This window comes from Massilia sp. DWR3-1-1 (assembly GCF_049898325.1).
In the GTDB taxonomy this organism is placed as follows: Bacteria; Pseudomonadota; Gammaproteobacteria; order Burkholderiales; family Burkholderiaceae_D; genus JAFCUW01.
The window spans coordinates 115,955-142,062 of record NZ_JAFCXL010000011.1 but is presented as its reverse complement, the minus strand read 5'-3'; the positions used below and the strand labels follow the sequence as shown (position 1 = coordinate 142,062).

The window sequence follows — 26,108 nt, the reverse complement described above, 5'->3', positions numbered from 1 at the left end:
GGGGAGACTGTTGTGTCCGTTAGCAGGTATAATCGCCGGTTCTGTCCGAAAACCCGTCCTGCGCAGCCCGGCAGAGGGCGCCTGGATTTCTTCTTTTGCTGTGCTCGAGACTTTATTCGATGCAACTTTGATTGGGGGTTGGGATGTCCGATCTGGCTACCCACGCCAAGCTGGCGCGACCAAGCGCGCAGCTTCCGGTAGATGTGTATTTTGATGAAGCGCTGTTGCAGCGCGAGTTGCAGACCCTGTTCAAGGCCGGGCCGCGCTACATTGGCCACGAATTAATGGTGCCCAATGTGGGCGATTTCGCCACTCTCCCCGCCGAGCACGAGGGTCGCATGCTGGTGCGCAACAAGGATGGCATCGAGGTGCTGTCGAACGTCTGCCGTCACCGCCAGGCGCTGATGTTCAATGGCCGCGGCAACGCCGCCAACATCGTCTGCCCCCTGCACCGCTGGACGTACGACCTCAAGGGCGAACTGATCGGCGCACCCCATTTCGCCGAAACGCCGTGCTTGCACCTGTCGAAGACGCCCCTGCAGAACTGGAATGGCTTGCTGTTCGAGCAGAACGGCTACCACGTCATGGAGCAACTGGGTAACTTGTCCGTGACGGCCGATTTCGACTTTTCCGGCTACCTGCTCGACCATGTCGAAGTGCAAACGTGCAATTACAACTGGAAGACGTTTATTGAAGTCTACCTCGAGGATTACCACGTCGAGCCCTTCCACGCGGGCCTGGGCGGCTTCGTCAGTTGCGAGGACCTGCGCTGGGAATTCGGCCGCGATTACTCGGTGCAGACGGTGGGCGTGAACCGCGGCTTGCAACAGTCGGGCTCGAAGATTTACCAGAAGTGGCAGGAGCAGGTGCTGAAATTTCGCGGCGGCGTGCCGCCCGACAAGGGCGCCATCTGGTTCACCCTGTATCCGAACATCATGGTCGAGTGGTACCCGCACGTGCTGATCGTTTCGACCCTGTGGCCGGACGGCCCCCAGAAAACCCGCAATGTCGTCGAGTTTTATTATCCCGAAGAAATCGTGCTGTTCGAGCGCGAGTTTGTCGAAGCCGAGCGGGCCGCTTACCTGGAAACCTGCGTGGAGGACGATGAAATCGGCCTGCGCATGGATGCCGGCCGGCGCGCGCTGCTGGCGCGCGGGGTCAGCGAGAGCGGCCCCTACCAGTCACCGATGGAAGACGGCATGCAGCATTTTCACGAGTGGTACCGCAGCAAGATCGACCTGACCGACGGGGCCGGCTAGGGTGGCCTCGCTGTGGATGCTGGCTGCGGCCTTCCTGTTTTCCGTGATGGGGGCCTGCGTCAAGCTGGCCTCCGACCATTTCACGGTGGCCGAAATCGTCATGTACCGGGGCCTGATCGGCGTCGTCCTGCTGGCCGTGATGGTGCGCCAGCAAGGCGGCACCTTGCGCACCGCCCATATCAAGGATCACCTGTGGCGCGGCACGGTGGGCGTGGTGTCGCTGTGGATGTGGTTTTACGGCATTACGAAACTACCGCTGGCCACCGCCGTCACCCTCAATTACATGTCGCCCATCTGGATGGCGGCCTTCCTGTTCTGCGCCGGCTGGTGGCACTCGAAAGACCACGTCGCCTGGCCGCTGGTGGCGGCGATCCTGTGCAGCTTCGTCGGCGTCACCCTGGTGCTGCAGCCCGCCTTCGAAGCGCGCCAGTGGCTGGGGGCGATCACCACGCTGGCCTCGGGCGTGTTCTCGGCGGCCGCATACTTGCAGGTGCGCAAACTGTCGCTGCTCGGTGAGCCGGAATACCGCGTCGTGTTCTTCTTCGCATGCATCAACCTGGCGGCCGGCCTGGCCGGCAGCGCCACCACCGCCTTCGATCCCGCCGTCGTCACCTTTCACGCGCTCGACTGGCGCAGTGGCGGCTTGTTGCTGGTGATGGGCCTGTCGGCCACCCTGGCGCAACTGGCGATGACGCGCGCCTATGCCGTCGGCAACACGCTCGTCGTGGCCAACCTGCAATACACGGGCATCATTTTTTCCAGCCTGTGGAGCATGCTGCTGTGGGGCGACCGCTTCGGCTGGCACGTCTGGCTGGGCATGGCCGTCATTCTCGGCTCCGGCCTGGCCGTCACCTATTACAATACCCGCAGCACCGAGCGCGGCACCGCGGTCGAAAAAACCGATCCCATCGCCAGCGAAACCTGAGGAGACGCCCATGTTCACCACCTTGATCAGCGCCAGCGAATTGGCCAGCCACAGCCCTGACCAACTCGTCATCGTCGATTGCCGCCACGACCTGCTGGACCTGGCGGCCGGGCGCGCCGCCTACGAGGCCGGCCACATCGCCGGCGCCGTGTTTGCCGACATGGAACACGAACTGTCGGGACCGAAGCGCGATGCGGCCGGCGTCTTCCAGGGCCGCCATCCGCTGCCAGCGCCAGCCGATTTGCTGGCGCTGCTGCGCCGCTGGGGCGTCAGTGACGCCACCCAGGTCGTCGCCTACGATGCCCACGCAGGCATGTATGCGGCGCGCCTGTGGTGGCTGCTGCGCTCGCTCGGACACGAAGCGGTGGCGGTGCTCGATGGCGGCTTGCCCGCGTGGACGGCAGCACTGACGACAGCGCCGCCGCCCGCGAAGGCGCCGGGCACCATCACGGCCCGCCCTGCCCTGGTTGGCACGGTCGACGCCGCCACGCTGCTGGCCAACCTGGACACGCTGGCGCTGACCGTGGTCGACGCCCGCGCACCCGACCGTTTTCGCGGCGAAAACGAGACCATCGACCCGGTCGGTGGGCATATCCCCGGCGCCATCAACCGTTTTTTCAAGGACAACCTGGCCGCCGACGGACGCTTCAAGGACCCGGCGACCCTGCGCGCGGAACTGGCGCTGGTGGGCGATCCGGCGCGTGCCGTCATGCAGTGCGGCTCGGGGGTGACGGCCTGCCACAACCTGCTGGCGCTGGCGGTGGCGGGCATGCCGGGCGCGGCCCTGTACCCCGGTTCGTGGAGCGAGTGGAGCGCCGATCCGGCCCGCCCCGTCGCCCGCGGTTGATCAGTGGCGGCCGGTGAGGAACAGCACGATGAGCACGCCCAGGCCGATCAGCAGCACCTGCGGTACCGATTCCTTCACCGTCGCCCGTCGCTGCATTTGCGGCATCAGGTCGCTCACGGCGATATAAATAAAGCCTGAAGCGGCAAACACCAGCACGTAGGGAATCAGGCCGCTGGCGCGGTCGAGCGTGAAGTAGCCAAGCAGGCCGCCGGCCACCGCCAGCAGGCTGCACAGCAGATTGAACACATAGGCGCGCGTGCGCGAAAATCCCGCGTTGAGCAGCACGATGAAATCGCCGATTTCCTGCGGAATTTCGTGGGCGATGATGGCCACGCCCGTCACCAGCCCCAGTGTCGGGTCGGCCAGGAAGGCGGCGGCAATCAGGATGCCATCGGTAAAATTGTGCATGCCGTCGCCGATCAGGATCATCCAGCCGGCGCGGCCCGCTTCGATGGCGTCATGGCCGTGGGCGTGGTGGTGGCCGTCTCCCTCGTGGTGGTGCGAGTGGCGCAGGATGGCCAGCTTTTCCAGCAAAAAAAAGCACAGCAGCCCGCCCAGCAGGGTGGCGAACAGGCTGCGCGGATCGGCCTTCGATTCGAACGCTTCCGGCAAGGCGTGCAGCAGGGACGTCGACAACATGATGCCAACCGACAGGCTGACCATGCGCTCGACCATCTTCGACAGGAAGGTGAATGAAAACACCGCCGCGGCGGTAATGCTGACGACGCCGGCAAGCGTGGTCGCCAGCAAGATGGAGATGAGAACGGGATCGATTTTTAGCCTCGTGGATACGGTCGCCGCCACGCAGGCGACCGCGCATTGTACTGCACAGGCCGGGTCAAATCCCCGTCGTGGGGCGGTTTGCGCGCTGATGTCGCACTTTTAGACGAACTCGTCCGACGTCCAGCGCCGATGGCGCCGGCCCTGCCAGCGTGCCGCCCCGTCAGTGGGCCTCGTCCCAGTTCTTGCCCACGCCCACCTCGGCCAGTAGCGGCACCCGCAAGCTCGCCACGCCCGCCATCAGCGCCGGCAATTTCACTTTCACCAGCGCCAGTTCGCCCTCCGGCACTTCCAGCACCAGCTCATCGTGCACCTGCATGATCATGCGGGTGGCCAGCCCATCGTGTTCGAGCCAGTCCTGCACGGCGATCATGGCCAGCTTGATCAGGTCGGCCGCGGTGCCCTGCATGGGCGCGTTGATGGCGGCCCGTTCGGCGCCCTGGCGGCGCGGGCCGTTCGGCGAATTGATTTCCGGCAGCCACAGGCGGCGGCCGAACACGGTTTCGACGTAACCGCGCGCCTTGGCCTGGACGCGGGTGTCTTCCATGTACTGGCGCACCCCGGAAAAGCGGGCGAAGTAGCGGTCGATGTAGTTCTGCGCGGCAGAGCGTTCGATCGACAGGTTGCCGGCCAGGCCGAAGGCGCTCATGCCGTAGATCAGGCCGAAATTGATGACCTTGGCGTAGCGGCGCTGCTCGTTGTCGACCTCGGCCGCCAGCACGCCGAAAATTTCCGCCGCGGTGGCGCGGTGAATGTCTTCGCCTTGCGCGAACGCGCGCAGCATTGCCTCGTCGCCCGAGATATGGGCCATGATGCGCAGTTCGATCTGCGAGTAATCGGCCGAGACGATCACATTGCCGGGCCCGGCAATGAAGGCTTCGCGGATGCGGCGGCCTTCCTTGGTGCGGATCGGAATGTTTTGCAGGTTCGGATCGTTCGACGACAAGCGCCCCGTCACCGCCACCGCCTGCGCGTAATTGGTGTGCACGCGGCCCGTGTCGCGGTTGACCATGCGCGGCAATTTATCGGTGTAGGTCGACTTCAGTTTCGACATGCCCCGGTATTCAAGCAAAATTTTCGGCAGCGGGAAATCCTCGGCCAGCTTTTGCAGCACTTCCTCGTCCGTCGACGGCGCCCCGGTGGGGGTTTTCTTGATCACCGGCAGGCCCAGCTTGACGAAGAAAATCTCGCCGATCTGCTTGGGCGAACCCAGGTTGAAGGGGCCGCCGGCCAGCTCGTAGGCTTGCTGCTCGAGTTCCATGATGCGCTTGCCCAACTCGGCCGATTGCACGTTGAGCAGGTCGGCGTCGACCAGCACCCCGTTGCGCTCGATCTTGTGCAGCACCACGGAGGTGGGCAGCTCGATCTTGCGGTAGATATAGTCGAGCTTGGGATCGCTCTCGACGTGGCCCTTCATGGCCTGGTGCAGGCGCAGGGTGATGTCGGCGTCTTCGCCCGCATACTCGGTGGCGCGCGACAGTTCGACCTGGTCGAAGCAGATCTGGCCGACGCCCTTGCCGCACACTTCGCTAAACGCAATGGTGGTGTAGCCCAGGTGGCGCAGGGCCAGGTTGTCCATGTCGTGCGGCTTGTGCGACTCGAACACATACGATTCGAGCAGGGTGTCCTCGACGATGCCGCGCAGGGTAATGCCCTGGTTGGCGAAGATGTGGCTGTCGTACTTGAGGTTCTGGCCCAGCTTCGGCTTGGCGGGGTTTTCCAGCCAGGCGCGCATTTTTTCCAGCACTAACTCGCGCGGCAATTGTTCCGGCACGCCCGCGTAGCGATGCGCCAGCGGGATGTAGCAGCCGTGACCGGGCTCGACGGACAGGGAAATGCCCACCAGCTGCGCCGTCATCGGCTCGAGCGAGGTCGTTTCCGTGTCGATCGAGGTCAGCGCCGCCTGGTTGATCAGGGCCAGCCAGTGTTCAAGCTGCTCGAGCGTGGTGACGCTGTCGTAGTCGCCACGGATCAGGGGCAGCAAGGCGGGCGCGGCAAACTGGTCGCCCTCGGGGGAGTTCAGGGCCGGCGCCGGCGCGCGGCCCGCATCGGGATTGGCGACGATTTCGCGCAGCAGGGTTTTGAAGCCGAAGCGCTGGAAAAAGCCCGCCAGCGCTTCCTTGTCTTCCGGCTGCGCCACCAGCGACTGCGTGATCGAGTGCATGTGCGCGCTCAAGTCGCAGTCGATCTTGACGGTGATCAGCTCGCGCCCTTTCGGCAACCACGCGAGCGCCTGGCGCAGGTTTTCGCCGACGGCGCCGCCGATGGCGCCGGCGTGTTCCATCACGCCGTCGAGGCTGTCATACGCCGCCAGCCACTTGAGGGCGGTTTTCGGGCCGCACTTGCTCACGCCGGGAATATTGTCGACCGTGTCGCCGATCAGGGTCAGGTAATCGATGATGCGATTGGGCGGCACGCCGAATTTTTCCAGCACGCCCGCCTCGTCGAGCTTTTCATTGCTCATCGTGTTGATCAGCATGACCTTGTCGTTGACCAGTTGCGCCAGGTCCTTGTCGCCCGTCGACACCACGGTGTGCATGCCCAGCTTGCTGGCGGCCACCGACAGCGTGCCGATCACGTCGTCCGCCTCGACGCCGTCGACCATCAGGATGGGCCAGCCCATGTGCTTGACGGCTTCGTGGATGGGCTCGATCTGCAGGCGCAGGTCGTCCGGCATCGACGCGCGCGTGGCCTTGTATTCCGGGTACATATCGTCGCGAAAGGTCTTGCCCTTGGCATCGAACACGCAGGCGATGAACGCCGCCGGGTAATCGGCGCGCAGACGGCGCAGCATATTGACCATGCCGTGCATGGCGCCGGTGGGATGGCCTTCGGCGCTGCGCAGGTCGGGCAAGGCGTGGAACGCACGGTAGAGATAGCTGGAACCGTCGACTAACAGCAGGGTATTTTGCATGATGGAACTGAAATGAGAGTGAAGCGGGATGGCCGCCGCGGCGGCAAAGTGGCAGCCATTATCGCAGAATCGCCCGCCACATCCGCTCGAAGAAAACGCCGGCCCCTACAAGCCTGTATGCTATCCATACAGGGACCAATTCGACGCGCGCACGAAGCGCAGGTGTCGATTTGTTACAATGATGCTTATCGAATTTCAAGGCGAACGACCATGGCGCGTACCCCACGTAAGATTGCTACCAAGACCGCTTTTCTGCTCAGTATGCTGGTGACGGCCGGGGTCGCCCTGGCCCAGCAAACCCCCAGCGCGGCACCGCCGCAGCAGCAGCTCGAGCGCATCGAACCGGGCAGCGACACGCCCGTCACCATCACGCCGCAAACCCGCAGCAAGAATAAAATCTCGCAAACCAAGGAAGGCGGCCGCGTCAAGGAAGTCCAGGTCAGCGCCGGCGGCAGCCATTACACCATGAAGGGTGTACGTCCCGGCTCGGTCGCCGAGATGAACGCGCAAGGGGGCAGCACGGTGCAGCCGCCCCAGTGGAAGGTGCTCGAATTCGACATGAACAAGAAAAAGAAATCCGATCCTGAAGCGGCCGGTGCCGACACCACCGTCAACGCACCGCCACCGCAGACGGTCAAGTAAGTCCAAGCCCCTGCCAGGGCGGCGGTCGCCGACCGTCCGCCCGGCCTGGCACACCCTGCCCACCGGCTTTCCCGCCTTTTATTTACTAACCCTTCATCGCTCGCACATGGCAGTTTTTACCGCGGTCAGCCTGGACGACCTCACCCCCTGGATCGAGCAATTCCCCCTAGGTAAAGCGACCGCCCTGCAGGGTATCGCTTCGGGCATTGAAAACAGCAATTTCTTCCTCAGCACGGACAGCGGCGAATTTGTCCTGACCATCTTCGAGAACCTCAGCTTCGCGCAATTGCCGTTCTATCTCGAACTGATGGGCCACCTGGCACAGCGCGGCGTGCTGGTGCCGGCGCCCGTCGCCACCCGCGCCGGCGCCCTGGTGGCGAACCTGCACGGCAAGCCGACGGCCATCGTCAGCAAGCTCGAAGGCCGTTCGCAGATGGACCCGGCGCCCGTGCACTGCGCCGCCGTCGGCGCCATGCTGGCGAAGATGCACCTGGCAGCGCGCGACTTTCCCCTGCAGCAGCCGAACTTGCGGGGCCTGGCCTGGTGGACCTGGGCCACGCCACAGGTGCTGCCGCTGATGGACCAGGACAGCGCCGGCCTGCTGCGCAGCGAGATGGGCCTGCAGACGGCCACCGCCGCCAGCGCCGACTACGCGGCCCTGCCGAACGGCCCCATCCACGCCGACCTGTTCCGCAACAACGTGATGTTCGACGGCACGCGCCTGACGGGCTTTTTCGACTTTTATTTTGCCGGCTGCGACAGCTGGCTGTTCGACCTGGCCGTCACCGTCAACGACTGGTGCGTGGACCTGCCCAGTGGCGTGCTCGACACGGACCGCGTGCGCGCCATGCTCGACGCCTATCACGCCGTGCGCCCGTTCACGGCCCCGGAACGGCGCCTGTGGCAGCCCATGCTGCGCGCCGCCGCCCTGCGCTTCTGGCTGTCGCGGCTGGTCGACTGGCACCAACCGCGCGCGGCAGAACTGCTGACCCCGCACGATCCCACCCATTTCGAGCGCATCCTGCGCGAACGTATCGCCGTCACGGCACCGGAGTTAAGTCAATGAGCACCACCCCCGCCAATATCACCGCAAAGACCGGCTGGTTATGGCTCAAGCAAGGCATGACCCTGTTCCGCCAGCAACCTGCCGCCCTGACCACGGTGCTGTTTGCCAATGTGTTACTGGTGCTGCTGCTGCACGCCATTCCCCTGCTGGGCCAGTTCGTTGCCGTGCTGCTCATTCCCTCGTTCAGCATGGCGCTGATGCAAGCGTGCCTGCTGATCGAAAACAAGCAGCGCGTCACCCTGCCCGTGCTGCTGACGGGCTTTCAAAAGCCGCTGGTGTTCAAGCTGATCAAAATCGGCGTGGCCTACCTGGCGGTGGTGATCGTGACCACCCTGCCCGGCTTGCTGGTGCTGGGCGACACGGTGTTGCGCGGCGCCCCCCTTACCCCGGGCAATATCACCGGCGGCGACGCGTTCGTGCTGATGCTGTGCAGCGTGGTGCAGATTTTCGCCATCGTCGCCCTGTCCTTCGCCGCCCCGCTGGCCACCTGGCAAAACATGGCCCCCGTGAAAGCGCTGTTCTACAGCTTTTTCGCCGTGTGGCGCTCGGCCCGCGTGTTCGTGGTGATGCTGATGGCCTGGCTGGGCTTGTTCGTGCTGATCAGCATCGTCCCCCGCGCCGTGCTGGGCAACTCCGCGGTCGGTTTTGTCGTCATGGCCTGGGTGGGTTTCCTGTTCATCCTGCTGCTGCAATGCGCCATGTTTGCCAGCTACCGGCAAATATTCGGGCTGCCCGGCAAAGCGGTCAGCCTGGCCAAGCCCTAGCCCTCCAACAATCCCCAAAAAAAAGCCGGGCGCATGCGCCCGGCTTCTTTGCGTGTGCTGGCGCGCCAGCTCAGCGGGCCACCCGGTCCAGCTTGGCAACCGACAGGTCGAGCATCTTCATGCCCGTGCGGCCAAAATTGATCTGCGCCCGCGCCGAGCTGCCGCTGCCCTCGATATTGACGATCACCCCTTCGCCGAACTTGGCGTGGGCAACGGACTCGCCGATGCGCCAGCCGGAGCCCGTTTGCTTCTGGGTAATCGCCTGGGCGATCTTGTTGTCGGAGCCGGACAGGCTCAAGGTCGGTTCATCCCAGGCCGATTTGCGGTTACCGGACCAGTGCGACTGCACGCGGGGCGACAGCCATTTGAGCGATTCTTCCGGCAACTCGTCGAAAAAGCGCGACTTGGCGTTATACCGGGTCTGGCCATGCAGCATGCGCGTTTGCGCAAAGCTCATGTACAGGCGCTTTCTGGCGCGCGTGATCGCCACGTACATCAGGCGGCGCTCTTCGTCGACGCCGTCGAGCTCGCGCGAGCTGGACTCATGCGGGAACAGGCCCTCTTCCAGGCCGGTGATGAACACGGCGTCGAATTCGAGCCCCTTGGCCGAGTGCACCGTCATCAGCTGCAGGGCGTCCTGGCCCGCCTGCGCCTGGGCGTCGCCCGCTTCGAGCGAGGCGTGCGAGAGGAAGGCCGACAGGGGCGACATGATGGTCGCCAGGGGCGCGTCGGCGTCGAGAATGTCGATGCCGTCCCCGAACACGACGCCGGGACCGGCCTGCGGCTGGGCCGGCGGCCCCAGGTGGGCCGGTGCGCCCTGCCCGAAGCCCTCTTCCTGGACGAACTGGGTGGCCGCGTTGACCATTTGCTCGAGGTTTTCGATGCGGTCGGCGCCTTCTTTTTCCTTGCCGTAGTGGATCAGCAAGCCGCTCGCCTCGAGCACCACGCGCACCATTTCCGGCAACGCCAGTTGCTGCGTTTCAAACCGGGCGCCCTCGATCAGCTTGACGAACCCGCCCAGCGAGGAGCCGGACTTGCCGCTCACGTAAGGCACGGCCGCGTACAGGGAAATGCCGTACTGCTCGGCCGCCGCCTGCAAGGTTTCGATCGAGCGCATGCCGATGCCCCGCGTGGGGAAATTGACCACGCGTAAAAATGCCTGATCGTTATTGGGATTGTCCATCAGCTGCAGGTAGGCGATCGCGCTCTTGACCTCGGCGCGCTGGAAGTAGCGCTGACCGCCATACACGGTGTACGGCAGGCCGGCGGCGAACAGGGCGTGTTCGATCACGCGCGACTGCGCATTCGAGCGGTACAGGATGGCGATGTCGCGGCGCAAGGCGCCGTCGGCCACCAGGCTCTTGCTCTCTTCGACGATCCACTGCGCTTCTTCCAGGTCGGACGAGGCTTCGTAGATGCGTACCTGCTCGCCGTGCCCCGCATCGGTGCGCAGGTTCTTGCCCAGGCGCTTGGTATTGTTGGCGATGAGCACGTTGGCGCTGTCGAGAATGTGGCCATGCGAGCGATAATTCTGCTCGAGCTTGATCAGATTTTCGACCCGGAACTCGCGCTCGAAGGCGCTCATATTGCCCACGTTGGCGCCGCGGAAGGCGTAGATGCTCTGGTCGTCGTCGCCGACGGCGAACAGGGCGCCGCCGATGCTGGTGCCGTGACCGGCCAGCATTTTCAGCAAGCCGTATTGCAGATCATTGGTGTCCTGGAACTCGTCGACCAGGATGTGCCGGAAGCGCTGCTGGTAATGCTCGCGCAGGGGCTGATTGCGTTGCAGCAGTTCGAAGGCGCGCAGCAGCAATTCGGCAAAGTCGACCACGCCTTCGCGCTGGCATTGCTGGTCGTACAGTTCGTACAGCTCCACCATCTTGCGCTCGATGGGGTCGAAGGCTTCGACCTTGTTGGCGCGCAGCCCCTGGTCCTTGGCGCCATTAATAAAATACATCAGCGCCTTGGCCGGGTATTTTTCATCGTCGACGTTGTTGGCTTTGAGTAAGCGCTTGATCATCGACAACTGGTCTTGCGAGTCGAGAATCTGGAACGCCTGCGGCAAGGCGGCGTCGCGGTAATGGGTGCGCAGAAAGCGGTTGCACAAGCCGTGGAAGGTGCCGATCCACATGCCGCGCGTCGACACCGGCAACATGGCCGACAGGCGCGTGAGCATTTCCTTGGCCGCCTTGTTGGTGAAGGTGACGGCCATGATGCCGGCCGGCGACACCTGGCCCGTCTTGATCAGCCAGGCTATGCGCGTGGTCAACACCCGCGTTTTGCCCGAGCCGGCGCCCGCCAGGATCAGGGCGCTCTGGGCCGGCAAGGTGACGGCGGCAAGTTGTTCGGGATTGAGGTTGTGGAGGAGTTTCTGCATCCTGCCATTATACCGGCAGAGGCGGGCGTTCCGTAGCGGACGCCGCCGCCGCGGCGGCTCAGGGCAAGGGGCAGGCGGGTGCCGGCAAGGACGCCGCGCCGTCGAAACTGGTCCACGCCGCCCGCGCCGCCCGCGCATCCTTGGCGAACTCGGCAAGGTGGCGCTGGCGCTCCTCGCTGTGCCACTCGCTGTCATCGAAACTGTGCAGGGGGTAGGACTTGCCGGTCAACACCGTGCCCTCCAGGCGCGGCATCAAGGCGCGGTCCGGGTCGGTGTTTTCTTTAAGTAAATATGCATCGACGTCGCGCAGGGTCAGCGGCAGCGCCGCCGCCTGGTCGCGCAGCAGCTTGCCGAACACGCTCAGGCGGATCTCGTTCGGTCCCGTGGGCAGCACCTCGTTGAAACTGAGCAGGGCAAACGGTTTACCACGGGCATCGTCGACCCGGCCGCTGACCACGTAGCGCCCGGCCGTGCGGATGTCCGCCTTCAATAGATACGTGAGCCCGCCGTTCTCGCGCAGCTCGCGCGCGGGGCCGCTCCACACGGCCGGCAGCTCGGCGCTGTGGATGACGTCGAAGGCCACGCTGCCGCCCTGCCCGCCCACGTTGTAACTGACCCGCGTGCGGATGGTGCCGTTGAACTGGGCCAGCGCCGTCTGGCCCGGCGCCAGCGTGGCGGCAAAGGCACCGTCGCCGGCCACCGGGTCGGCGCCGCTGCCGTCGTCGACAAAGGCCAGCGCCAGCGCCGCCAGGGGCCGCTGCTGGCCCACCGGCAGGGCCTGCGCGCTGGCGCCCGTCACCACCAGCGGCAGCACCTTGCCGTCGCTGTCGACGGCGCGCAGCGAAAACGACACCGCTTCGCCGGCGGCCAGGTAGACCCGCGTCTGCGAGGTCTGGATCAGGACCTGGGGATCGCTGCCGCCACCGTCGCGGCGCATGGGACTGGTCTCGTTGACGGCGGCGTTCGGAAACACCTGGTCGGGCTGCTCGGCGATCGGGCGCGCATTGTGGGGATACTTGCTGCTGTCGCGGTAATTGCAATAGGTGTGTTCGGTCAACTGTACCTGTTCAAGCAACTGGCGCCGCCGCGTGGCCGGGTCCGGCAGCGCGGCCGGGGCGACCGCCCGCACGGCAGGCGGGCGCGGCGGCGCCGCATTGGCCACCACGATGGGGGCCTGCTGATCGGCCCGCTCGGCGCCGATCAGCCAGGCGAAGCCTGCCAGCACCGCCAGCAGCGCGCATGCCGCCGGCGCCCAGCGCCAGCGCCAGCGCCTGGTCGATGCAGGTGTCGATTGCACGGTCGATGTCCCCACGGGGACCCGGTTGACGGCGTTGAAGGGCGGGCCCGGTCCCCTATCGGCCGCGCCCTGTCACCCAATCTACGCCGCGCGTGCCACCCTGTCAACGCGCTGGCAGGAGGGCTGTCAGGGGGCGCTGCGGGCCACGCCATTCGCCATCGCCTCGCCAATGAGGCGCCGGGTCGCCTGCTCGGACAGCCTGGCCTGCGCCTCGATGCGCGCGCCCAGGTCCGCCATGGTTTTACCGAGCGCGTCCATGGGTTTGCCCGCCTGCTCCATCTGCCGCGCGGTCACTTCGACGGGCCGCTGGGCCAGCGCCAGGCGGGCGCTGTGCTGCCCCAGTTGGGCGCCAGTGCGCCCCATGCGGGCACCAAGCTCCTGCATTTGCGCCTGCAATTGCGCGCGCCGGGCGGCGTCGGCGCTGCCCATCTGGCGCCCCAGCCGCTCGATTTCATTGCCCAGCCGGTCCTGTTCGCGCGACAGGCGCGCCATCTCCCCGTCCTGCGCTGCGCTGCCTGCATCGACCTGCCGTTCCATCTGCCGCCCCAGCGCTTCCATCGCGCGGCCATGGGCATCCATCTGTTCGTCGTAGCGCTGCATTTGCTCGTTCAAGGGGTCCAGCGGCGCCCACGCCCGCGCCACCTCGCCCAGGGTGGCATCGTCCGTCACCACGTAGGCCTTGGCGCCCTGGCGGAACCACAGGAACTGACCGGGGATGCGGCGCCTGGCCGCTTCGAGCTGCTGCCGGTCGGCGCTGGTACTGCTGCCGTTGATGCCGGCATGGCCGGGGCGCACCAGGGCGAATGGTTCGGCGCTGCGAAAGTGCATCGTCTCGCTGCGTGGTGGGCGCGCCGGCGGGGCGGGCGGGGCGGGCGGGGCCGGCACGGCCGGTGGCGCCGGTGGCGCTGGTCGCGCTGGCGGGGCTGGCGGCGCTGGCATGGCCGCCATCGCCGGCGGGGCCGGCGGGGCCGGTGGCGCGGGCGGCGCCGATTGCGCATTGGCGTACAAGGTGGCACAGGCTGCGGCCAGGCCCGCAAGCGGGACCAGCATTTTCCAGCCCGAGGGGTCCGATTCGGTGCCAAGCAGGCGTTTGATGCGTTGCATGAGATGTCCTCCGTGTGGCGCGTGGGCAAGTGGGTACTGCGCGGTGGTGAGCTGAAAACGATCGAGCTCGGCAAGTGCCACCGCCAGGCGCCGCGGTTCGCCCAGCAAGGTGGCGGCAATCGTGTCGGCGACCTGCTCGCGTTCGGCCCGGATGCGGCGCGACAGCCACCACACGCTCGGGTGATAGAACAGCACGATCTCGATCGCGCTTTGCAGCAGGTTCACCAGGTAATCGTGGCGGCGGATGTGCGCCAGTTCGTGCGCCAGCAAGGCTTCGAGCAAGGGGACCGGCATGCCGCTCACCAGCGCGGCAGGCAGCAACACCAGCGGGCGCCACCAGAGCGCCGTCAGCGGGCTCGAGACATCGTCGGCAATTCCCAGCCGCACCGGCCGCGCAATTCCCAGCCGCAGGGCCATCTGGGTGGCGCGCCCCTGCCACGCCGCATCGGCCCGCCAGCGCGCGGGATCGCTGCGCCGGCGCACCCAGACCAGGCCCAGCATCAGCCGCAGCGCCAGCGTGGCCGCCCCCGCCGACCACAGCATCAGCACCAGCGGCAGGCGTTGCTGCGCGATTGCCTGCCAGTCGATGGGCATCGCCGGCACGGCCATGGTCTCGACGACGGGCGCGACGGCGACCACCGTCAGCGCCAGCGGCGCCGGCGCCGCCGCCGTCTGCCAGTGCGCGAGCAGCCCGGCCAGCGGCAAGGCGGCGCACAGCAACAAGGCGCCGCACGCGACGCCATAGCGGGCCTGGGCACTGGCCCGCCGCATCGCCGCCAGCAACAAGGCGGCCGACCAGCCCACCAGCGCGCCCTGCCACACAAAGTCGAGCAGCGCCCACGCCAGGGCGGACAGGAACGGGGTCGTCATCGCATCATCGCTTGCAGTGGGTGCATGGGGGCTCCTTGATGGAAGTAGAATAAAATATCTAGAACGAAAAGTCTAGAAGATTTTTTCTAGATTAATTCATCACGCCGACCCATGGACGATAGCCAGGCGTGCGGCGGCCCGCCAGCGCGCTGCGACGAAACGGAGAAAAGGGGGAATGGATGGCGCAAGGGGCGTAAAAAAGGCCGGCAAGAGCCGGCCCCGCAAGGACAGTGGCGCGGCCAGGGGCGCGCCGCCGGAGCGTTCGTCAGTACATGACGACGGAGCGAATCGACTCGCCCGCCTTCATCAGGTCGAAGCCCTCGTTGATGCGCTCGAGCGGCAGGCGGTGGGTGATCAGGTCGTCGATGTTGATCTTGCCGTCCATGTACCAGTCGACGATCTTCGGCACGTCGGTGCGCCCGCGCGCGCCGCCGAAGGCCGAGCCTTTCCAGACGCGCCCCGTGACGAGCTGGAACGGCCGGGTGGAAATTTCCGCGCCGCCTTCGGCCACGCCGATGATGATCGACTGGCCCCAGCCCTTGTGGCAGCACTCGAGCGACTGGCGCATGGTGGTGGTGTTGCCGATGCACTCAAAACTGTAGTCGGCGCCGCCGTCGGTGAGGGCGATGATGTCGTCGACCACATTGCCCGAGGTGGCAGGATTGATGAAGTCGGTCATGCCGAATTTGCGCGCCATCGCTTCGCGGGCCGGGTTCAGGTCGACGCCGATGATCTTGTTGGCGCCGACCATTTTCGCCGCCTGGATCACGTTCAGGCCGATGCCACCGAGCCCGAACACGACGACATTCGCGCCCGCCTCGACTTTCGCCGTGAACAGCACCGCGCCCACGCCCGTGGTGACGCCGCAGCCGATGTAGCAGATCTTGTCGAACGGGGCGTCCGAGCGCACCTTGGCCAGGGCGATTTCCGGCACCACGATGTAGTTCGAGAACGTCGACGTGCCCATGTAGTGAAACAGGGGCTTGCCGTCGATCGAGAAGCGGCTGGTGGCGTCGGGCATCAGGCCGCGCCCCTGGGTGGAGCGGATCGCCTGGCACAGATTGGTTTTTTGCGACAGGCAGAATTTGCACTGGCGGCATTCGGGCGTGTACAGGGGAATGACGTGATCATCCTTGCGCACGCTGGTCACGCCGGGGCCCACATCGACGACGATGCCGGCGCCTTCGTGGCCGAGAATGGCGGGGAACAAGCCTTCCGGGTCGGCGCCGGACAGGGTGTAATAGTCGGTGTGGCAAATGCCGGTGGCTTTGATTTCTACCAGTACTTCACCGGCCTTCGGGCCCTCGAGCTCGACTTCTTCGATGGTCAAGGGGGCGCCGGCTTTCCAGGCGACTGCGGCTTTGGTTTTCATGATGCTCCTGTGTCGAGAAATAGGCACAATGATAACCGCGACAGGGTTCAGCTTGCCCGCAGGAGCGAAAATCCTCGCCCGCTCACGCTATACCACCTGCAGGCGCTGCTCCCACAGTTGGCTGACCTGCCCCGCCAGCCGCAGCGGCACCAGCGGTTTCGCGATCACGCCAATGGCGCCCACGCCGACGTAGCGGGCCAGGTCTTCCGGCATGGTCAGCCCCGTCACGAACAGCGCGGGGGTGTCGGCCATGTGCGGCAACAGGCGCAGCGCTTTGAGGGTGGCCAGGCCGTCGAGCTCGGGCATCATCACATCGAGCAGGATCAGGTCGGGATGAAAGTCTTCCGCCGCCTGCAAGGCCTGCTGGCCCGAACTGCATTCGCGCACGCTGAAATTGCCGATCACTTCAAGGACCAGCTTGGCGGTGGTGCGGACATGTAAATCATCTTCGACATACAGGATGGAGTGAAGATCGGTGGTGGCAAGACTCATGGTGGAACTCCGGCGAAACAGGATCAAATACGGCGGAGCGGGGCCGAACGGAAGGGGCTGGCAGCAGGGAGGGGGCGGCCGAAAAAATGGGAGCCGCCGTGGGGCGGGTTGACAGGGAAAGCGGTGGCGTATGTGCCGAGGATGCACAATTATAAAGCAAAAGTTGCCTTGCATCACTCTTCACTACGAACTAGCCTTGTCGCGCGCGGCCGGGGGGCGGCCTCGCCGGTGCGCCTGCCCGTCAAGAGCGAGCGCTTACTTGGTCTTGATGCGGCTGGCAAAGCCCGTGTGCAAGGCGTTCAACATTTCTTCGGCGGCCAGCAACTGGTCGGCCACTTCGTTGATCTTGCGCCGGCTCGAGCGGGCATGGTCGCGCAGCACTTCGAAGGCGGTGTTGCGGTCGGCGTGGTAGCGGCCCATCAGCAGGCCCACCGCCAGGCTCGTTTCGCGGCCGGCCGACAGCGCCGCGTTGAGGTTGATCTCGGTACGACGCAACTGGCGGATTTCATCGGCGCGCGCCAGCCCTGCTTCGAACGCCGGCATCAGGCGGGCGGCGTCGATCGGTTTGAGCAGAAAGCCCACGGCGCCGAACTGGGCCGCCTGGCGGGCCGACTCGCCGTCGGCGCTGCCCGACAGGAACATGAACGCGACGCCCGTGTTCTCCTGCAGGTGGCGGGCCAGCTCGAGGCCGGACATGCCGGGCATGGAAATATCGAGCAGGGCCAGGTCAGGCTCGCGCACCTCGATCTTGCGGATCGCTTCGGCGGCCGAGGCGGCGATGTCCGTCTCGTAGCCGGCATGGCTGAGTACTTCAGCAAGAAATTGCAGCAACAAGGTGTCGTCGTCGACGAGCAGGATCAGGCGTTTGGTGCTGGCGGAGGCGTTCATTGTCTGAGAATCGATCATGGTCCGGTTGGAAATATTATACGAGCTACATGGGGGGCTGTGTGACATTTGATGGGCCCCGACCAGGGCCGGCGCGTGCGCGCCACCGCGCGAAAACCGCTGGCAACGGGACAGGGACGCCGGCGCGTCCTCTATAATGGGCGTTTCCGCATTCCCACTCACTCTTCACTCTGCCCACACCATGGAATTAGCCAAGTCTTTCGAGCCAGCCGATATTGAACAATTCTGGCGCACCGCCTGGGAACAGCGCGGCTACTTCGCCGCCACCATGGACGCCGACAAGCCCTCGTTCAGCATCCAGCTGCCGCCACCGAACGTCACCGGCACCTTGCACATGGGGCACGCCTTCAACCAGACCATCATGGATGGCCTGACCCGCTACTACCGCATGCGGGGCTACAACACGGCGTGGGTGCCGGGCACCGACCACGCGGGCATCGCCACCCAGATCGTCGTCGAGCGCCAGCTCGACGCGCAGAAAATTTCGCGCCACGACCTGGGGCGCGAACAGTTCGTCGAGAAGGTGTGGGAGTGGAAGGAAAAATCGGGCAACATCATCACCGGCCAGATGCGCCGCCTGGGCGCCTCGGCCGACTGGGCCCGTGAATATTTCACCATGGACGAGCCTCGCTCGAAAGTGGTCACGGAAGTGTTCGTGCGCCTGTTCGAGCAGGGCCTGATCTACCGCGGCAAGCGGCTGGTCAACTGGGACCCCGTGCTGGGCACGGCCGTGTCCGACCTGGAAGTGGCGCAGGAAGAAGAAGACGGCTTCATGTGGTACATCCGCTATCCCTTCGCCGACGGCAGCGGCCATGTCACGGTGGCCACCACGCGCCCTGAAACCCTGTTGGGCGACGTCGCCGTCGCCGTCGACCCGACCGACGAGCGCTACGCGCAGCACGTGGGCAAGATGCTGCAACTGCCGCTGACGGGCCGCGAGATTCCCCTCATTGCCGATGAGTACGCCGACAAGGCCTTCGGCACGGGCTGCGTGAAAATCACCCCGGCGCACGATTTCAACGATTACGCCGTCGGCCAGCGCAACAAGCTGCCCCTGATCAGCATTCTCACGCTCGACGCCAAGATCAACGAGAACGCCCCGGCCGTCTACCAGGGCCTGGACCGCTTCGCCGCGCGCAAGCAGATCGTCGCCGACCTCGACGCCATCGGCCTGCTGCAGGAAGTCAAACCGCACAAATTGCAAGTGCCGCGGGGCGACCGCACCGGCGTCGTCATCGAGCCCATGCTGACCGACCAGTGGTTCGTCGCCATGAGCAAGCCGGCGCCCGAGGGCACCCGCTTCCCCGGCAAATCGATCGCCGAAGTGGCGCTGGAGAAAGTGGCGAACGGCGAAATCAAGTTCGTGCCGGAAAACTGGAGCACCACCTACAACCAGTGGCTGGGCAATATCCAGGACTGGTGCGTGTCGCGCCAGTTGTGGTGGGGCCACCGGATTCCCGCCTGGTATGACGAGGCCGGCAACATCATCGTCGCCCGCGACGAAGCCGAAGCACAGCAAAAAGCGGCCGCAGCCGGCGTCACCGGCGTGCTGCGCCGCGACGACGACGTGCTCGACACCTGGTTCTCGTCGGCGCTGGTGCCGTTTTCCACCATGGGCTGGCCGGACGAGACGGCGGACATGAAACTGTTCCTGCCCTCGTCCGTGCTGGTGACCGGTTTCGACATCATTTTCTTCTGGGTGGCGCGGATGGTCATGATGACCACCCATTTCACGGGCAAGGTGCCGTTCGAGACGGTCTACGTGCACGGCCTGGTGCGCGATTCCCAGGGCCAGAAAATGTCCAAGTCGAAGGGCAACACGCTCGACCCGATCGACCTGATCGACGGCATCGACCTCGAATCGCTGGTGGCCAAGCGCACCACCGGCCTGATGAATCCGAAGGAAGCGGGCAAGATCGAAAAGGCGACCCGCAAGGAATTCCCGAGCGGCATCGCCGCCTACGGCACCGACGCCGTGCGCTTTACCATGGCCAGTTACGCCTCGCTGGGCCGCTCGATCAATTTCGACCTGGGCCGCGCCGAAGGCTACCGCAACTTCTGCAATAAACTGTGGAACGCGACGCGCTTTGTGCTGATGAACACCGAGGGCAAGGATTGCAGTGCGTCCCCGGACGACCTGTCGCAGGCCGACCGCTGGATCATTTCGCTCCTGCAGCGCGCCGAGCAGGACGTGGCCAAAGGGTTCGACGACTACCGTTTCGACAACATCGCCTCGACCATCTACAAGTTCGTCTGGGACGAATACTGCGACTGGTACCTCGAAGTGGCCAAGGTGCAAGTGCAGCACGGCAGCGAAGCGCAGCAACGCGCCACCCGCCACACCCTGTTGCGCGTGCTCGAAGTGGTGCTGCGCCTGGCCCATCCGATCATTCCGTTCGTCACCGAGGCGCTGTGGCAAAGCGTGGCGCCGCTGGCCGGCAAGACGCTCGATGCGAACGGCGACTCGGTCATGCGCCAGGCCTATCCGATCGCCAATCCCGCACTGATCGACGAGGCGGCCGAAGCCTGGATGGCGCAATTGAAATTGCTGGTCGACGCCACCCGCAACCTGCGCGGCGAAATGCAGATTTCGCCGTCGCTGCGGGTGCCCCTGATCATCGAGCCGGGCGTCGATGCGAAAGCCGCCCTGCCCGCCTTCGCCCCGTACGTGCAGGCGCTGGGCAAACTGTCGGACGTGCAGATCGTCGACGCCTTGCCGGAGTCGCCGGCGGCGGTGTCGATCGTGGGCACCACCAAGCTGATGCTGAAGGTGGAAATCGACGTCGGCGCCGAGCGCGAACGCCTGGCCAAGGAAATTGCCCGCATCGAGGCAGAAATTGCCAAGGTCAATGGCAAGCTGGGCAACGAAAGCTTCGTGGCACGGGCGCCGGCGGCCGTGGTGGCGCAGGAAAATGAGCGCTTGGTCAATTTCTCGGCCACCATCGCCAAGCTGCGCGAACAATTCGACAAGCTGGCAACGGCTTGATGCGCTAATTTGCGGAGACACCGATGCGAGCACTGCGTGCCGTGCGCTGCACCCTGGCGCTGGCCATACTGTCAGTATTGGCCGGCGCTGCCGTTCCCACCCTGGCCGCCGACGGCTCGCCCGTGGGCCTGTGGAAAAATATCGACGACGCCTCCGGCAAGCCGACCGCATTGATCCGCATCAGCGACCACAATGGTGTGCTGCAAGGAAAAATCGAACGGCTGTTTCTGCCCGTGGAACAAGACCAAAACCCCTTGTGCGTCAAGTGCGAGGGCGCGCTGAAAGACCAGCCCATCGTCGGCATGGTCATCCTGGCGGGCCTGAAAAAATCGGGCGCCGCCTACAGCGGTGGCCACATCCTCGATCCGGGCAACGGCACCAGCTACAAGAGCAAGCTCACACTCATCGACGGCGGCAACAAACTCGATGTGCGCGGCTACCTCGGTGTACCGATGCTGGGCCGCTCGCAAATCTGGCTGCGCGAGCAGTAGGCGGCTCTGGACGCGCTACCTGGCCAGGCGGGCCAGGTGCCGGTCGAGCTGGTTGGCGAAATTCTGGCGGTCGCTGTTGCCATACGGCGGCGGGCCGCCCGTGTCGACGCCGCCGCTGCGCAGCGTTTCCATGAAGGTGCGCATGCTCAATTGCTGGGCAATATTGTCCACGGTAAAAAAGTCACCGCGCGGATTGAGCGCATAGCCCTGCTGGTCGAGTACCAGGCTGGCCAGTGGAATGTCGGCGGTGATGACCAGGTCGCCCGGCGTCACCATGCGCACGATGTGCGCATCGGCCGCATCGGCGCCGGCCGGCACCTGCACGGCGCGGATGAAGCGTGAGCCCGGCACGCGCAACAAGGTGTTGGCCACCAGGGTGACCATCAATTGGCGCTTGTCGGCCAGTCGGTACAAAATTTCCTTGCACACGGTGGGACAGGCGTCGCCATCGACGAGGATTTGCATGTTAGTAACTCCTCAAGAAAAAATTGTCAAATTGATCAAAAATCTGTTGGTTTTAGCCACAACAGACATTGCTTTTAAGAACACATCCGCTAGCTGTGGTATCGTTATTCGGTAGCAGCAAACTGCCGGTCGATGCACCTTGGCGGCAAGCGCAGCCTGGAGCCTCCATGATTTTTCTTCGTTGTATTTCGTTTCTGATCGGCGTTGCCATCGTCATGGGCGCGCCGTTCTTCCTGCTGCCTGAGTCGCCCACGCGGGCCATCAATTTTAACGGCGCCGTCATGGCCTGCGTCGCCATCGCCCTGGCCGCTTCCGGCTTCCTGATGGTGGGCGTGGCCGGCAACCACCTCAAGCGTTCGCTGCGGGCGCGCGTCCTCGCCGGCGTGCTGCTGGCGGTGCCGATGGTCGGTTCGATCGGCATCCTCCTGCAAGACAATCTGCCCGAGTCGGTGTGGGCCCTGGCGCCGCTGTTTTGCAGCGCCGCCATCATGTTCATGGCCTTCGTGTTTCCCGGCCGCCGTTCGACCGCGCGCCGCCTGCGCCCGCGCGAGTCGACGGGCGTGTTGCCCTGAGCTGCGCCACCATCGCCACGACGACGGCGCCGCGCGGCGCCGTTTGACCGTCTACTGCTGGGCTTCCGGCACGCTATCCCACAGATCGCCCGTCGGACTGGTACGCGGGGCCGCCACGCCAAAGTGGCGGTAGGCCAGCGGCGTGGCAATCCGGCCGCGCGGGGTGCGCTGCAAATACCCCTGCTGGATCAGGAAGGGCTCGAGCACGTCCTCGATGGTGTCGCTCTCTTCGCCGATGGCGGCGGCCAGGTTGCCGATGCCGACGGGGCCGCCACCGAACTTGAACAGCACCGCTTCGAGCAGCTTGCGGTCCATCACGTCGAAGCCCACGCTGTCGACGTCGAGCATCTTGAGGGCGGCATCGGCGGTCTGCCGGGTGATCTCGCCATTGCCCTTCACTTCCGCATAGTCGCGCACGCGACGCAGCAGGCGGTTGGCGATACGGGGGGTGCCGCGCGCGCGCAGGGCAATTTCGCGGGCGCCATCTTCGACGATGGGCGCCCCCAGCAAATCGGCGCTGCGGGTGACGATGCGGGTCAGTTCTTGCGTATTGTAAAACTCGAGGCGGGCAACGATGCCGAAGCGGTCACGCAAGGGGTTCGTCAGCATGCCGGCGCGGGTGGTGGCGCCGACCAGGGTGAACGGCTGCAAGTCCAGCTTGACGGAGCGGGCCGCCGGGCCTTCGCCGATCATGATGTCGATCTGGTAGTCTTCCAGCGCCGGATAGAGGATCTCTTCGACCACCGGCGAGAGCCGGTGGATTTCATCGATGAACAGGACGTCGTTCGCTTCCAGGTTGGTGAGAATGGCCGCCAGGTCGCCCGGGCGCTCGAGCACGGGGCCGGAGGTCTGGCGCAGGTTCACGCCCATCTCGCGGGCGATGATGTGGGCCAGCGTGGTCTTGCCCAGGCCTGGCGGACCGAACAGCAAGGTGTGATCGAGCGCTTCGCGGCGGCGGCGCGCGGCCGTGATGAAAATTTCCAGCTGGTCGCGGATTTTTTCCTGACCGACGTACTCGTCCAGGTGCTTCGGCCGCAGGGCCCGCTCGATCGCCTCCTCGTTGGGCGAAGCCGGCACCGCGGCAATGAGGCGTTGTTCGCTGAAATCGTCGGTCTGGATACTCAATGCAATCTTTCTGGTAGTGGTGACGGCGCGCTTAACCCTTCGACAGCGCCTTCAAAGCGTATTTGATGCCGTCCGAGACGGTGCTGGCCGCCGGCATGTTTTTGATCGCCATCAAGGCTTCCTTGTCCGAGTAACCGAGCGCGATCAAGGCATTGAGGATATCCGATTTCGCGTCCGGCGCGGCGGCCACGCCACCGGCGCCCAGGTCGGCGCCCAGCTTGCCCTTCAATTCGAGCAACAGGCGCTCGGCGGTTTTCTTGCCGATGCCGGGCACCTTCATCAGGCGGCCCGATTCCTGCAAGGTGACCGCCTGTGCCAGGTCGCCGATGGTCATGCCCGACAGGATCGACAAGGCAGTGCGCGCGCCCACGCCCGTGATCTTGATTAACAGGCGAAACACCGCCCGTTCCTCGCTATTGCCAAAACCGAACAGCAAGTGGGCGTCTTCGCGGATCGCCTGGTGGGTAAACAACACCACCTTCTCGCCCAGTCCCGGCAAATTGTAATAGGTGCTCATCGAGACGTCGACTTCGTAGCCGACGCCGGCGCATTCGACCAGCAGCTGCGGCGGATTTTTTTCCAGCAAAATTCCAGAGAGTCGACCGATCATCGGCAGCCTTTTATTGAGAGTAGGTGGAGTGGTAACAGGGTCATACCAGGCGGCCCCGCTTCATGCGCAGGGTGCCCAGCGCGGGCGCCAGCGCGCCCAGCAGCAGCAGCGCGTCGTGGCTGTGAGCATGGCAGATGGCCACGCCCAGCGCGTCGGCCGCATCGGTACCAGGCAGGCCCGGCAGCACCAGCAGGCGCGCCACCATGTCCTGCACCTGCTCCTTGGCGGCGCGGCCCGTTCCCACCACGGCCTGCTTCACTTGCAGGGCCGTGTATTCGGCCACCTCGAGATCGGCGCCGACGAGGGCGGTGATGGCCGCCCCCCGCGCCTGACCGAGCAGCAAGGTCGATTGCGGATTGACGTTGACGAACACTTTTTCGATGGCCGCGCAATCGGGCCGGTAGGTGCGCACGATCTCGCTGATACCGCCCAGTATGAGCTTCAGGCGGGGTGGCAAGGCGCCCTCGCTGCCCGTCTTGATGGTGCCGGAGGCGATGTAACGCAGCTTGTTGCCGTGCTTTTCGATCACCCCGAAACCGGTGGTGCGCAAGCCGGGGTCTATACCAAGAATAATCATGAGCGCATGGTATACCGGCGGCCCGCGCTTGGGGGGAGATTTCCCCCCAGGGCGGCGTTTCGTTTAATGGCGGAAGTGACGGATGCCCGTGTAGAGCATGACCACGCCCCGTTCGTCGGCCGCATCGATCACTTCCTGGTCGCGCATCGAGCCGCCCGGGTGGATCACGCAGGTGGCGCCCGCATCGACGACGACGTCGAGGCCGTCACGGAAGGGGAAGAAGGCATCCGACGCCACCGCCGAACCGACCAGCGACAGGCCGGCGTTGTGCGCCTTGATCGAGGCGATGCGGGCCGAGTCGATCCGGCTCATCTGGCCGGCGCCCACGCCCAGCGTCATGCCACCGGCACAGAACACGATGGCGTTCGACTTGACGAACTTGGCCACGCGCCAGGCGAACATCAGGTCTTGCAGTTGTTGCTGGGTCGGCTGCTTCTTGCTGACCACGCGCAATTCACCGAGGCCCACGTTCTTCGCGTCGGGTGTCTGCACCAGCAGGCCGCCGCCGACGCGCTTGACGTCGTAGGGGTTGTGGCCATTGCCCAGGGCAATTTTCAGCACGCGCACATTTTGTTTGGCGGCCATGACCTGCAGCGCTTCGCCGGTGAAACTGGGCGCGATCAGCACTTCGACGAACAGCTTGGCGATTTCGCGGGCCGTGTTGCCGTCGACTTCGACGTTGAAGGCGATGATGCCGCCAAACGCCGAGGTCGGGTCCGTTTGCAGGGCGCGTCCGTAGGCATCGAAGGCATCGTTGCCGATGGCCACGCCGCACGGATTGGCGTGCTTGACGATGACGCAGCCGGCGCTCTGCTCGAAGCCGCCCAGCGTCTTGACGCATTCCCAGGCGGCATCGGCATCGGCGATGTTGTTGTACGACAGTTCCTTGCCCTGCAACTGGACGTAGCTGGCCAGGGCGCCGGCGCCGGGCGCCAGGTCGCGGTAGAAGGCGGCCGCCTGGTGGGGATTTTCGCCGTAGCGCATGTCCTGGACTTTTTCCACCGTCATGTTGAGCGTCTGCGGGAAGGCGGCGCGGGTGGCGTGGGCGCGGTCGGCGCCCAGGCTGGTGAGGTAATTGGTGATGGCGCCGTCGTACTGGGCCGTGTGGGCGAACACTTTTTTGGCCAGCATGAAGCGGGTGTCGTAGCCGACGCCATCGGCGCCGTCCATTTCCGCCAGCACGGCGCTGTAGTCGGCCGGGTCGCACACCACCACCACGTCGCGGTGGTTCTTCGCTGCCGAACGCAACATGGTGGGGCCGCCGATGTCGATGTTTTCAATTGCATCTTCCAGCGAGCAATTGTCTTTCGCCACCGTCTGCTGGAACGGGTACAGGTTCACCACCACCATGTCGATGGTGGGAATGGCAAATTCAGCCAGCTTGGCGACATGGTCGGGAAAATCGCGACGCGCCAGGATGCCGCCGTGCACTTTCGGGTGCAGCGTCTTGACGCGGCCGTCGAGCATTTCGGGAAAGCCCGTGTAATCGGCCACTTCGGTGACGGCGACGCCGTTGTCGGCCAGCAGCTTGGCGGTGCCGCCGGTGGACAGGATCGCCACCCCTTCGCTGGCCAGGGCGCGGGCGAAGTCGAGGACGCCGGTTTTGTCGGAAACGGAGATAAGCGCTTGTTTGATCATGGGATGGGCCGGGTCAAGGAGTGATAAAT

At 65.1% G+C, this 26,108-nt stretch carries 22 protein-coding genes; 9 read left to right on the top strand and 13 right to left on the bottom strand.

Annotated features, from left to right (window positions below):
- Window positions 1-143: 143 nt before the first annotated feature.
- From ACP7EY_RS13680 to ACP7EY_RS13670, 3 genes are read left to right on the top strand one after another with little or no spacing between them, the layout of a single operon-like run.
- Window positions 144-1,259, top strand: coding sequence for an aromatic ring-hydroxylating oxygenase subunit alpha (locus ACP7EY_RS13680; RefSeq protein WP_426194408.1), 1,116 nt, complete (start codon window positions 144-146; stop codon window positions 1,257-1,259).
- A 1-nt stretch (window position 1,260) separates the two neighbouring features.
- Window positions 1,261-2,184 (top strand): DMT family transporter, encoded by a 924-nt coding sequence (locus tag ACP7EY_RS13675; protein ID WP_426194406.1) that lies wholly within the window; start codon window positions 1,261-1,263, stop codon window positions 2,182-2,184.
- Between the two features lie 10 nt (window positions 2,185-2,194).
- Entirely contained in the window at window positions 2,195-3,031 is an 837-nt protein-coding gene (locus tag ACP7EY_RS13670) for a sulfurtransferase (RefSeq protein WP_426194404.1), read from the top strand.
- Here ACP7EY_RS13670 and ACP7EY_RS13665 read toward each other — a convergent pair whose 3' ends face one another.
- Window positions 3,032-3,781 (bottom strand): ZIP family metal transporter, encoded by a 750-nt coding sequence (locus tag ACP7EY_RS13665; RefSeq protein ID WP_426194502.1) that lies wholly within the window; start codon window positions 3,779-3,781, stop codon window positions 3,032-3,034. It lies immediately after the preceding gene.
- A 193-nt stretch (window positions 3,782-3,974) separates the two neighbouring features.
- Entirely contained in the window at window positions 3,975-6,725 is a 2,751-nt protein-coding gene (polA, locus tag ACP7EY_RS13660) for a DNA polymerase I (RefSeq protein ID WP_426194402.1), read from the bottom strand.
- A gap of 210 nt (window positions 6,726-6,935) precedes the next feature.
- Here polA and ACP7EY_RS13655 point away from each other — a divergent pair, with 210 nt between their 5' ends.
- The 3 genes from ACP7EY_RS13655 (at window position 6,936) to ACP7EY_RS13645 (ending at window position 9,197) form a co-directional block, all read left to right on the top strand.
- Entirely contained in the window at window positions 6,936-7,367 is a 432-nt protein-coding gene (locus tag ACP7EY_RS13655) for a hypothetical protein (RefSeq protein ID WP_426194400.1), read from the top strand.
- Window positions 7,368-7,473: 106 nt separating this feature from the next.
- Window positions 7,474-8,433, top strand: coding sequence for a homoserine kinase (locus ACP7EY_RS13650; RefSeq protein ID WP_426194398.1), 960 nt, complete (start codon window positions 7,474-7,476; stop codon window positions 8,431-8,433).
- A complete protein-coding gene (locus tag ACP7EY_RS13645; protein ID WP_426194396.1) occupies window positions 8,430-9,197 on the top strand; it encodes a BPSS1780 family membrane protein in 768 nt (255 codons plus the stop codon). The genes ACP7EY_RS13650 and ACP7EY_RS13645 overlap by 4 nt, the downstream gene beginning before the upstream one ends.
- Window positions 9,198-9,267: 70 nt before the next feature.
- Here the strand turns inward: ACP7EY_RS13645 and ACP7EY_RS13640 are convergent, their stop codons facing one another.
- The 6 genes from ACP7EY_RS13640 to ACP7EY_RS13615 all read right to left on the bottom strand — a co-directional run bounded on the left by ACP7EY_RS13640 (window position 9,268) and on the right by ACP7EY_RS13615 (window position 17,597).
- Window positions 9,268-11,574, bottom strand: coding sequence for a UvrD-helicase domain-containing protein (locus ACP7EY_RS13640; protein WP_426194394.1), 2,307 nt, complete (start codon window positions 11,572-11,574; stop codon window positions 9,268-9,270).
- 58 nt (window positions 11,575-11,632) lie between these two features.
- Entirely contained in the window at window positions 11,633-12,871 is a 1,239-nt protein-coding gene (locus tag ACP7EY_RS13635; protein ID WP_426194392.1) for a hypothetical protein, read from the bottom strand.
- Window positions 12,872-12,997: 126 nt separating this feature from the next.
- Complete coding sequence (locus tag ACP7EY_RS13630; RefSeq protein WP_426194390.1) at window positions 12,998-14,845, bottom strand: M56 family metallopeptidase; 1,848 nt, start codon at window positions 14,843-14,845, stop codon at window positions 12,998-13,000.
- A 265-nt stretch (window positions 14,846-15,110) separates the two neighbouring features.
- Window positions 15,111-16,217, bottom strand: coding sequence for an S-(hydroxymethyl)glutathione dehydrogenase/class III alcohol dehydrogenase (locus ACP7EY_RS13625; RefSeq protein WP_426194388.1), 1,107 nt, complete (start codon window positions 16,215-16,217; stop codon window positions 15,111-15,113).
- An 87-nt stretch (window positions 16,218-16,304) separates the two neighbouring features.
- Window positions 16,305-16,709: a response regulator gene (locus ACP7EY_RS13620; protein ID WP_426194386.1), complete on the bottom strand. Its 405-nt coding sequence runs from the start codon at window positions 16,707-16,709 to the stop codon at window positions 16,305-16,307.
- Window positions 16,710-16,964: 255 nt separating this feature from the next.
- Window positions 16,965-17,597: an ANTAR domain-containing response regulator gene (locus ACP7EY_RS13615; RefSeq protein WP_426194383.1), complete on the bottom strand. Its 633-nt coding sequence runs from the start codon at window positions 17,595-17,597 to the stop codon at window positions 16,965-16,967.
- A gap of 199 nt (window positions 17,598-17,796) precedes the next feature.
- Here ACP7EY_RS13615 and ACP7EY_RS13610 point away from each other — a divergent pair, with 199 nt between their 5' ends.
- On the top strand, window positions 17,797-20,601 hold the full coding sequence (locus ACP7EY_RS13610) for a valine--tRNA ligase (protein ID WP_426194381.1): 2,805 nt from the start codon (window positions 17,797-17,799) through the stop codon (window positions 20,599-20,601).
- 23 nt (window positions 20,602-20,624) lie between these two features.
- Window positions 20,625-21,092: a DUF2147 domain-containing protein gene (locus tag ACP7EY_RS13605; protein WP_426194379.1), complete on the top strand. Its 468-nt coding sequence runs from the start codon at window positions 20,625-20,627 to the stop codon at window positions 21,090-21,092.
- Between the two features lie 15 nt (window positions 21,093-21,107).
- Here ACP7EY_RS13605 and ACP7EY_RS13600 read toward each other — a convergent pair whose 3' ends face one another.
- The gene (locus ACP7EY_RS13600; protein WP_426194377.1) at window positions 21,108-21,557 is read right to left on the bottom strand and encodes a YaiI/YqxD family protein; all 450 of its coding nucleotides are present in this window, start codon (window positions 21,555-21,557) and stop codon (window positions 21,108-21,110) included.
- Between the two features lie 167 nt (window positions 21,558-21,724).
- Between ACP7EY_RS13600 and ACP7EY_RS13595 the strand changes: the two genes are divergently transcribed.
- On the top strand, window positions 21,725-22,129 hold the full coding sequence (locus ACP7EY_RS13595; protein WP_426194375.1) for a hypothetical protein: 405 nt from the start codon (window positions 21,725-21,727) through the stop codon (window positions 22,127-22,129).
- Window positions 22,130-22,180: 51 nt separating this feature from the next.
- On the opposite strand, the gene ruvB is transcribed toward ACP7EY_RS13595, so the two are convergent.
- The 4 genes from ruvB to purH all read right to left on the bottom strand — a co-directional run bounded on the left by ruvB (window position 22,181) and on the right by purH (window position 26,079).
- Window positions 22,181-23,254, bottom strand: a complete 1,074-nt coding sequence (gene ruvB, locus ACP7EY_RS13590; RefSeq protein WP_426194373.1) for a Holliday junction branch migration DNA helicase RuvB — start codon at window positions 23,252-23,254, stop codon at window positions 22,181-22,183.
- 31 nt (window positions 23,255-23,285) lie between these two features.
- Window positions 23,286-23,864 carry a Holliday junction branch migration protein RuvA gene (ruvA, locus tag ACP7EY_RS13585; protein WP_426194371.1) on the bottom strand — a complete coding sequence of 193 codons (579 nt, stop codon included), beginning with the start codon at window positions 23,862-23,864 and terminating at the stop codon, window positions 23,286-23,288.
- 40 nt (window positions 23,865-23,904) lie between these two features.
- Window positions 23,905-24,441 carry a crossover junction endodeoxyribonuclease RuvC gene (ruvC, locus tag ACP7EY_RS13580; protein WP_426194369.1) on the bottom strand — a complete coding sequence of 179 codons (537 nt, stop codon included), beginning with the start codon at window positions 24,439-24,441 and terminating at the stop codon, window positions 23,905-23,907.
- A gap of 63 nt (window positions 24,442-24,504) precedes the next feature.
- Window positions 24,505-26,079: a bifunctional phosphoribosylaminoimidazolecarboxamide formyltransferase/IMP cyclohydrolase gene (purH, locus tag ACP7EY_RS13575; protein ID WP_426194367.1), complete on the bottom strand. Its 1,575-nt coding sequence runs from the start codon at window positions 26,077-26,079 to the stop codon at window positions 24,505-24,507.
- Window positions 26,080-26,108: the final 29 nt, after the last annotated feature.